This is a genomic window from Microcoleus sp. T3_B1 (assembly GCF_036700445.1).
Classification (GTDB): domain Bacteria; phylum Cyanobacteriota; class Cyanobacteriia; order Cyanobacteriales; family Microcoleaceae; genus Microcoleus.
Genome location: NZ_JAUBOX010000011.1, coordinates 90,862 through 100,997, shown reverse-complemented (window position 1 = coordinate 100,997; position 10,136 = coordinate 90,862). Strand labels below are relative to the sequence as shown.

Sequence of the window (10,136 nt, the reverse complement as noted above, 5' to 3'; positions counted from 1 at the left end):
TCAAATTAGCTGTCGATGTTCCGGTATTCAAATTAGCTGTCGATGTTCCGGTATTCAAATTAGCTGTCGATGTTCCGGTATTCAAATTAGCTGTCGATGTTCCGTTACCGCCACTGTTCGACGATGATCCGGTGTCACCACTGCGGGGGGTCAAAGTGACAGTATTGCCAGAAGAAGTGCTGACCTGTAAGCTGTAATCAGCAGAGGAAGCTAATGCAGTTTTACTGCTGACACGGATTCTGTATTCAGTATTTGCTTGGTACGGGACAGAAAGCAGCGCATTCTTACCACCGCCACCGTCATCATTGAAGTCAACAACTTCCCCAGTATTAGCGTTGACAACTTCCACATAAGGGTCAAAGCCATTTGTCGTGCTGCTGAGGGAAATTTTGATCGGTTCGCCCACCGAGGATATTTTTACTTGAAATTCATCCGCAAGTGTGTTGCCAATACTGGGAGCCTTGACCGGAAAAGTAAAGTCTTTGGCGCTCTCCAATTTACCAGCGAAGGTAATAGAGTTGCCCGTTAGAGGGCTGCTGCTGAAGTTGCTACCTCTCGCAACTAAACTAACATTACCATTAGGAACGCTGGCCCGCAAACTGTAGGGATAAGTAGACGACGAGCTGGTAAATGAATTCACGCTGGTGACGCGGACTTTGTACTTGGCGCTGCCGTCAATTGTCAAAGAATTAGGAATTGTCGGATCGTCAACTAAATCAATATTTCCTGCAGGCTGACCGGCTTCAATCAATGAGTTTAGACTCTCTGAAGATCCATCGTCTGAATCAGCAACCACCCGACCCGTATTGACATCTATAACTTGCAGAAACGGATCATATTTGCTGTTTGGATCTGTAGTTGTAAGAGCAAGCTTGAGTGCTTCCCCGATCGCATCTGTATTCAAGTCATATTCATCAGCCCGCGTGAAGCCACTAAGCTCAGGGGGAACTGGAAAAATAATGTCATTGTTATCCAATTGACCAGATTTTATATCAGAAGTAGCCATGGTAGTTTACCTCAAGAATTAAAATTTGTTGAAATGAATGATGTTGGAATTTCTGTAACTCAACATCAATATCGACTAAAGAAACCGGGTTTTTTACTGAATCTGTGGCCTTCAACGAAGTATTTTCGTAAAAAACCAAGTTTCTAGGACTTTATGCGTAAGTCAGATCGAAATTAGTGGGCTAATTTCTCTCAGAGAAGGCCAGAAATCCTTGCAGGGGAATAAATTTTCTGATCTTGACTCAATAGTGATCTTACAATTGACTCAAATAAGGAATTACCTCCCGCATAGAATCCAATAAGGAATGATGCGATGTCAGAGATTTAACAAGCTTACTCATATCCTCCTTGCATTCCTTAGTTTTAAGGAATTCTTCTGCTATCTCAACCAATAAATAGAGATTATCTGGATCGGCACTAAAAGCCTTAACATTCTCTGTCAGAAGCGGTTGAAAGCGGAAGTATTCGCTCTCTCCGTCAAGTAATTCTTTGGCAACATAATCATTGGCATCATTTGAACCATCAAACAATACATCTAGCATCGGGATACCTTTGACTATGCTTACCCAATTCAAGCTACCCCACTCTTTCGCTTCTTCAACTGTAATCCGATTCAAAGCCATACCAGAACCAAAAGAAGCGACTACAGAAGGAAAATCTTTAAATTGTTTGCGTCCTTCGGCGATTGCACAAAGTACAGGGTTATTGGCAACAACACCGCCATCAATTAAAGGGATACCTTCATCCGGGATTTTTATAGTTGTCTCTTTCCCTGCTTTTGTAGCTGTTTTTGCCTTTACTTTAAGAGATTTAAGAAATTCCTTATTCTGGGTAACGTGAGCTGGAAAAGCCATAGGTGCAGCGCACGATGCTCTACAAACCTCCCACACTGGCATTGTTTTATACTCTTCTCGATAGTTCTTGAAGATTACAGCATCGTGATTATAGACATCGTAGCTTGGGATGACTACTAATTTTGGCAATTGACCAAATTCCTGACAGCCAAATACACTTTTGATTACCTCCTCCAGACCTTGGCCATCGGAGAAAGGTTGAAGCATAAATTTCTTGTCATTCTTATCGTCTTGACAAAATAGATGTAAAGGATCTAATTTGCTGAAGTCAATATTTTCCTGAATCACCTCACCCAACCAAACTTTCAAAGTCTCTTTGAAATTAGGAAAAATTTTCATGCCATTTTCTAGGTAAAATCCCTTCAGTTGTTTGGCGGAAAGTCCACTAGCTATTCCGCAAGCAATCAGGCTACCTGTGGAAGTTCCGGCAATGATATCAAAGTAATCTTTTAATTCCTTTTCGGGATTCTTTTCCTGTAGATCTTCTTCTAGCTTTTCTAGCAAAACCGCCGTTAAAAGACCACGAATTACGCCACCGTCAAAAGAAAGAATATTGTATGGAGATTTTGGATGTTTATGGGTGAACATTTCAGTTCCTCTCTGAATGATAGGTTGTTAATTTAGTGACTCGATACTAATTTCCAAAGTTTTCGTGATAAGAGAAGGTGTTACATCGTTGGCAATTTACAGATTTTTTTCATACTTACCTTATGCTCACGAGTCCTTTAGTTCGTAGTTACACAATAACCTTCTCACCTCAGCCCTCACAGTGGGAAAAAGTCAGAAAAGGCCAGAATTTTATATGAAGATTTAATAACTAAAGTAAAAAAAAGTAACAAGAGTCAGAAAAAGTGATAGTCTATAAGAGTAATTACTTAGTCACTGTTTTACAGTCACAGCTAATGACTCTCGAAGAAGCCTTAGCAATTTTAGACACCCTACTCAAACCAGGCCACTTAAACGACGTTCAAGACCTAGTATTCCGCCAATCTTGGCAAGGACAGTCTTATCAAAACATGGCGGATACATCAGGATACGATGCCGACTACTTAAAAGATATCGGTTCCCAATTATGGCGAACAATTTCTCTGGCATTGGGAACTCAAGTCACAAAACGCAATATTCACTCAATCCTTGAATCATGTACACGCCCGTCTCCAGATAAAACACCGAAAACCACATCACCAAATTTGCCCGATTGTTGGGCTAATTGTCACCTTTGGGAAGCTTTGGGCTTAAAACGTTATCCAGAGGAACAAGCGATCGCCTTCCCAAATCCTTCCCTAATAACAAAAACCCACCACAATTTATCAGAGGCGATCGACGTTTCTATTTTCTACGGGCGTACTCAAGAATTAGCTACCCTTAAACATTGGATTTTACAAGATCGTTGCCGCTTAATTACCCTGATCGGTATGGGCGGAATTGGCAAAACTGCTTTATCGGTAAAGTTAGCAGAAGAAATTCAAGGTGAATTTGAATTTGTCATCTGGAAAAGCCTGCAAGATAGTTCACCTTTACCCGAAGAATTAGCTAAAATTATCCAATTTTTATCACAGGATCAAACTACCGATTTACCCCAGGTTGTAGGCGAACGCATCTCTCTTCTTATCAAGTATTTACAGCAGCATCGGTGTCTGATTATCCTTGATGATTTAGACTTCCTTTGCCAGAGTGGTAGCTATGCAGGCACTTACCGCGACGGATTCTCTAACTACAGCCAACTTCTGAGACAAATTGCTGAAACCAATCACCAAAGTTGCGTGCTAATTGTCAGCAGAGAAAAAGCGAGAGAAATTGCATCTTTAACCGGAGCAACTTTACCCGTCCGATTCTTGCAACTGCAAGGTTTAGCACCAGTCGCAGCCAAGGAAATCCTCAAACTTAAGTCTTTAATAGGAACCCCTGCTGAAGAAGCGGAACTAATAAAATGCTACCAAGGTAATCCTATAGCTTTAAAAATAGCAGCGAGTTCCATCCAAGATTTATTTGCGGGGAATATTCGAGATTTCTTAGAACAAGAAGAAACTATTTTTAATGGGATTCGCCTTTGGTTAGATGAACTATTTAATCGCTTATCTCCGATAGAAAAACAAATTTTTTACTGGTTAGCGATTAACCGAGAACCAGTTTTGCCGACAGAACTTCTAAATGATATCGTCCCGCCAGTTTTCCAGGCAGAATTATTAGAAAGCTTAGAATCTCTCCAGTGGCGCTCTCTCATTGAACAAGCCGCAATTCAAGTCCCGGAAAAAAGTATTTTTGGCTTCACTCAGCAGCCATTAATCAGAGATTATATCACAGAAAAAATAATTGAGCAACTCTACCAAGAAATTACTAGAGAAGAGTGCAATAGTTCTACATCCTCTTGTTCCTTGTTTCCTTTTCTTCAAAACTATGCTCTGATTAAAGCTACAGCCGAAGAGTCGGTCAGAAAAAATCAAATTAGCGCCATTGTTACGCCTTTAATTTCCCGACTCCTAGTTACGTACAACACCACCGAAAAGTTAGCGGAAAAACTAAATTACATTTTAATCAAATTAGCAGAGCAGGGTGTAGCACCCGGATATGGGGCTGGTAATATCTTCAATTTATTATGTCAACTTCAACTAGATTTAACGGGCGCTGATTTTTCTGATATCACTATTTGGCAAGCAGATATGAGGGGTATTAATCTGTACCAAGTCAACTTTTCTGGATCTAATTTAGCCAAATCGGTTTTTAGTAGACCAAGAGAAAATAGTCATAATTTAGTTAGAGATGGCCGCGAACAAACGATTGAATGTTCAACGGTTGAAATGCAGAAGTATGGAAAAAATCTCTCCCCTTCAAGAATTTATGAAGGCATGAATATCAAGGGCGTTACAGGTTTAACTCAAGGGCAAAAATCCTTGCTAAAAGCTTTAGGTGCTGTCGAGTAAGCTGTCAAATTATTTAATTTGGCAACTAAAAAGTCCCGATGTTCCGATGTTTATCGTTTAGTTGGTGGGTGATGCTGTGGGGCTAGACCGCCCTAAAGCCCTTGTGACAGTTCCTAAGTCTTGCGGGTTCGTAACCGTTTGTGATAAACCTAGTTAAATCTATAGGATTTAACCTAAAATGATTACAGGTAAAGCCACCGCAAACGCCAAATCGTAAAACGCCCAATCGTAAGCAGTTCTTTACCGAATATGACAGCCAAGACAACATTTTTGTTGAATCATTGAGGCGGATTTTGATTGACCGAGAAAATGGGATGCAAGCCCCGTCCTTTTAGGACGGCTTTATGCTATAGTTTAATTGGTTGAAATCCCCACCTAAGATTGCAGCGATATATACTCATCTTGAGTTGAAACCGGGACTGATCCAGTAATAGGGAAAGACCCAAGGGCAATGGTTAAAATCCAACCTGGAAGCAAAACAAAGTATTGTTAATGTTTTTCAAACAAAACGATACATATAGTCGGGATAGGGCATTGCCACGACTTAAAATGAACATGGAGGCGCTCGTAAGACTACTTCGGTAGCATTGGTCGATGAAGTGTTAAGAATCCTCTCGCCTTTAGGCAGGGGAGTATGTCAAAAAAGTAATTCCCCACTAGGTTGAGGGAATAGGGGGCTTGCCGTTTAGCCTCTGGGTGCTAAATTCACTCAAAATGTCGATCGCTAGCAATCTCTAGTTTTTAACCAGCGGTTTCTCACTCATTTTCATGCTCAGCAATTGCCCTGAGCTCCGAAACCCGGATTCTCTCATACTTGATTGAGAGAGAAACCCGGTTGCTCAATCATTTTCCGGCTTTGAGCAATTGCCCTGAGCTCCGAAACCCGGATTCTCTCATACTTGATTGAGAGAGAAACCCGGTTGCTCAATCATTTTCCGGCTTTGAGCAATTGCCCTGAGCTCCGAAACCCAGTTTATCTATTGCCTTGCCCGTCAGAACTACCAACTTACTCAAAACTTAAAATTCGCTCTTGCTATTGTAAAGATTTCCCTTTATAATCATCATCAGCGGTAAAGAAACGTAAATTATACTCACAATCCACTCATTTTATGCTACAGCAGAGCTATGAGGTGGGAAGTTGTGACTAGAACAACGTCCGTTGTAATTATATCCATTTGGAGATTTCCGTAAATGACAATCGCAGTCGGACGCGCCCAGACCGAAAGAGGCATATTTGATGTACTCGACGACTGGCTCAAACGCGATCGCTTCGTCTTCGTAGGCTGGTCTGGCATCCTGCTATTCCCCTGCGCCTACCTAGCCATCGGTGGCTGGTTAACAGGCACCACCTTCGTCACATCCTGGTACACCCACGGTTTGGCAAGCTCCTACCTCGAAGGAGCCAACTTCCTTACCGTAGCAGTCTCCACCCCAGCCAACAGCCTCGGACACTCCCTGCTGTTCCTGTGGGGCCCCGAAGCACAGTGGGACTTCACCCGCTGGTTCCAACTCGGTGGGCTGTGGACATTCGTCGCCCTCCACGGCGCCTTCGCACTGATCGGCTTTTGCCTGCGTCAGATTGAAATCGCCCGTTTGGTCGGCATCCGTCCCTACAACGCCCTAGCATTCACCGGCCCCATCGCCGTGTTTGTTTCGGTGTTCCTGCTTTACCCATTGGGTCAATCAGGCTGGTTCTTCGCCCCCAGTTTCGGCGTCGCAGCAATTTTCCGCTTTTTGTTATTCCTGCAAGGCTTCCACAACTGGACGCTCAACCCCTTCCACATGATGGGCGTTGCAGGCATCTTGGGCGGTGCGCTGTTGTGCGCTATCCACGGTGCAACCGTAGAAAACACCTTGTTTGAAGACGGCGAAGGCTCAAACACCTTCCGCGCCTTCAACCCAACTCAGTCAGAAGAAACCTACTCGATGGTTACAGCTAACCGCTTTTGGTCGCAAATCTTCGGAATTGCCTTCTCCAACAAGCGCTGGTTGCACTTCTTCATGCTGTTCGTACCTGTCACAGGCTTGTGGATGAGTTCCATTGGCATTGTCGGTTTAGCATTAAACCTGCGCGCCTATGACTTCGTATCACAAGAATTACGCGCTGCTGAAGATCCTGAGTTTGAAACGTTCTACACTAAGAACATTCTGCTTAACGAAGGCATTCGTGCTTGGATGGCTCCGACAGACCAACCTCACGAAAACTTCATCTTCCCTGAAGAAGTTCTGCCTCGCGGTAACGCTCTGTAATCTGGGCGAAATATCAAAAATTCCAACATTTTAAAAGGGTAAGATAAAGCAGTTTAGGCTTTACCCTTAATGCTTAAAAAGCTCCTGCCTGGTGGCGGGAGCTTTTTGTTTCCAGGATTCGATCGAATTAGCGCCCTAAAAAAAGTTGATTTTGTACAAAAACAAACTCTGCCTGCAGCTAGAACAACTCGTGTCTCTATATCTGGTGAACTCTCCATCTGGCTAGAAATCGATCGGCCTTTCCCCGCAGCCTCAGTTGCCATGCACCTGATAGCCGCACAGCGCGGATTCTGAAGAACATATCCGCAAATGGCTGAAACAGCGATCGCCCGCTTGCTGTAGAGATCGATCAAAGAGCTTGCAGCAGCAGTAATTTCCGCCGATCTTGCAAAATTCTCAATTTGCCTCCCCCACTTCTAATTTCTTGTGTTATTCTGATAATTGTGACTACTGGAATGATACTCAGAACGCAAGTTCTTTCGGTAACGCTGGCAATGGCTAGCGCACAAATCATCACCTTAAATCTTGTATTTAGGTGATGTGCGTTCCAATATTAAGCCATTTAGCTAAACCTGGAGGTGATGCCCATGATAGAAAGTAGTAAACGCATGGGTCATCAGATTGGAAACTACCGGCTGTGCGCCGGGGCCGCTCACTAGCAGTCAGCCGTCGTCTCCAACGGGAAACGACTTCCACGGGGAACCAGGCTGAGCTAGGGATTCTCCCGGCAGTCAGGTTCTAATCTGAAGACCCGCTAGACCGCTCTCACCTCAAATAGTGTTAAATCTTGAGTAGGAAAACTTGAGACTAAACGCTATTGGTGAGAGCGGATAGTTTTTGGTCCGGGTTTCTACAGGTGGGCAGTTAATCTGCCATTGCTAATCCCAAAGAAAAAAATTATGGCTGAGCTACTTAACAATACTGAAATTCAAGAGCGCGCCAGTCAATTGTCAGGCTGGACGGTTGAAGGCAAACAACTGCGCTCTACCCGTGTATTTAAAGATTTTATAGAAGCGATCGCCTTTGTAAATAAGTTGGTCGCCCCCTCAGAAGCCGCAGCACATCACCCCGATATAGAAATTTCCTATAATAAAGTTACACTTAACTTGACAACTCACGATGCCGGAGGCTTAACTGAGAAAGACTTTGCGCTAGCCCAAGAGATTTCTACGCTAGATTAAAAGAGTGTCCGTTGGCGCAACAACAGGCCCCGCTCGCGGAAAGCTGGCCAATAAAAAATCGACTGGGGGTGAGAATCGGGTGCTAAAAAGTCGAGAGGCCAAACGTTCAATGTATAAAAGGCTATTCCCCATCATCCGACCATGATCGTATTTGAAAAGCCAGAGTTCAAGAACGAGTCTGCTGCGGCAGAAAAAACCCATCTGATAGAAAAGCTTTTAGATATTGGCGCGGCTCTGTCGAGCGCCCAAGATTTGGGCGACTTGTTAAACTTAATTTTATCCAAAAGTAGAGAAATCACCTACAGCGATGCTGGCAGTGTTTACTTAGTAGATCACAGCGACGAAACACCTAAGCTGCTGTTCAAGGTAGCGCAAAACGGTTCTAAACCAAGCCTGTCGTTTAAGGAGTTTGCTCTGCCACTGACAGACAAAAGCTTGGCGGGATACGTGGCAATTACAGGTCAAAGTTTGAACCTGTCTGATGCCTACGACTTACCCCCCGGCGTACCCTACCGGCTAGATACCAGTTTTGACAGGGATATTAATTACCGCACTTGCTCGGTAATGGTACTGCCGATGCAAAACCGACAGGGGGAGACAATAGGTGTACTGCAACTGATCAACCGCAAAACAAAGGCAGATACGGTGCTGACAGCAGACAATGCCTGGGAAGCGACGCAGCAGTATTCGGAGTGGGAAGAAAGGATAGTTCGATCGCTCGCTTCTCAAGCAGCCATCTCGATCGAGCGCAATCAACTTCAAGACAGCATAGAACATTTGTTCGAGGGCTTCGTCAAAGCCTCGGTGCAAGTCATAGAAGCCAGAGACCCCTGTACCTACGGCCATTCAGAACGAGTAGCAGCCCTGACAGTACGCCTTTCAGAAGAAGTAAACACCGTCAGCAGCGGAGGACTGCGCTCTATTTACTTTAACAACCGCCAAATTCAAGAACTTCGCTACGCCGCCCTGCTGCACGATTTTGGCAAAATTGGAGTGCCCGAAGCAGTTTTGACCAAACAGAAAAAGCTCTACCCCGCACAGCTAGAAATCATTCGCCACCGCTTTGGCTTAGCTCAACGGACGATGGAAATGGAATGCGTCCAGTCTAAATATAAATACTTGCTGGAGCATTCAGCCTACCGAAAACACCCAAGCCAGGAGCCAGAGTGCGCTCAATGCCAGGAAATCGAACAGCTAGACACTAAGCTAGCAGAGGCGAAAACCCGATTAGCAGAATACTGGGAAGTGCTGCTAGAGGCAAACGAGCCTCACATTTTGGCAGCAGAACCCCTAGCTCAACTGCGAGAGATTGCTCGACAAACTTACAGAGATATAGATGGGGCAAGGAAACCCCTGCTGAACCCAGACGAGATATTGCAATTGATGGTGTCAAGGGGCAACCTGACGCCGGAAGAACGATCGTCAATAGAATTTCACGTAACTCACACTTACGAGTTTCTGAAACAAATTCCTTGGACAAAGGATTTAAAAAATATTCCAGACATTGCCTACGGACATCACGAAAAACTCGATGGCACAGGCTATCCGCGAGGTTTAAACAAGTCAGAAATTCCAATTCAAGCGCAATTGATGACGATCGCCGATATTTACGATGCCCTGACAGCAGGCGATCGCCCCTACAAGCGAGCTCTGCGAACAGAGGCAGCGATGAAAATTTTGCGGCAAGAAGCAGCTCACAATAAAATCAACGCCGATTTGTTGGAACTATTCGATCACCGCCAAGTCTTTAGCGTTCTAGGACACAGCTTGGATGTTAAAGTCGAATCAGCCTAGACGAGTCGGGCGTGCTGTGCTAAAAAGTAAAGAGGCGATCGGGCGCTATCTAGTGTCAGCAGTCAAATCAATCCACAGCCCAAGCCTGGTATGGTTTTGACGCCGTTGAGTACAGGTAAAAAAACAGGCTC

Annotated in this window: 6 protein-coding genes and 1 pseudogene; 5 read left to right on the top strand and 2 right to left on the bottom strand. The window is 44.3% G+C overall.

The window, feature by feature from the left end:
* Positions 1 to 1,006 (bottom strand): annotated as a pseudogene (locus tag QT990_RS08795) (hypothetical protein); the annotation flags it as partial.
* 253 nt (positions 1,007 to 1,259) lie between these two features.
* Positions 1,260 to 2,447, bottom strand: a complete 1,188-nt coding sequence (locus QT990_RS08790; RefSeq protein WP_333139022.1) for a patatin-like phospholipase family protein — start codon at positions 2,445 to 2,447, stop codon at positions 1,260 to 1,262.
* 314 nt (positions 2,448 to 2,761) lie between these two features.
* On the opposite strand from QT990_RS08790, the gene QT990_RS08785 reads away from it, so the two are divergent.
* The 5 genes from QT990_RS08785 (at position 2,762) to QT990_RS08765 (ending at position 10,005) form a co-directional block, all read left to right on the top strand.
* Complete coding sequence (locus tag QT990_RS08785; RefSeq protein WP_333139024.1) at positions 2,762 to 4,780, top strand: NB-ARC domain-containing protein; 2,019 nt, start codon at positions 2,762 to 2,764, stop codon at positions 4,778 to 4,780.
* 1,191 nt (positions 4,781 to 5,971) lie between these two features.
* Positions 5,972 to 7,030 carry a photosystem II D2 protein (photosystem q(a) protein) gene (psbD, locus tag QT990_RS08780; protein WP_333055206.1) on the top strand — a complete coding sequence of 353 codons (1,059 nt, stop codon included), beginning with the start codon at positions 5,972 to 5,974 and terminating at the stop codon, positions 7,028 to 7,030.
* Positions 7,031 to 7,099: 69 nt separating this feature from the next.
* Positions 7,100 to 7,324: a hypothetical protein gene (locus tag QT990_RS08775; RefSeq protein ID WP_333139026.1), complete on the top strand. Its 225-nt coding sequence runs from the start codon at positions 7,100 to 7,102 to the stop codon at positions 7,322 to 7,324.
* A 605-nt stretch (positions 7,325 to 7,929) separates the two neighbouring features.
* Complete coding sequence (locus tag QT990_RS08770; protein ID WP_333139028.1) at positions 7,930 to 8,211, top strand: 4a-hydroxytetrahydrobiopterin dehydratase; 282 nt, start codon at positions 7,930 to 7,932, stop codon at positions 8,209 to 8,211.
* 141 nt (positions 8,212 to 8,352) lie between these two features.
* Positions 8,353 to 10,005: an HD domain-containing phosphohydrolase gene (locus QT990_RS08765; RefSeq protein WP_333139030.1), complete on the top strand. Its 1,653-nt coding sequence runs from the start codon at positions 8,353 to 8,355 to the stop codon at positions 10,003 to 10,005.
* The last annotated feature ends 131 nt before the right edge of the window (positions 10,006 to 10,136 follow it).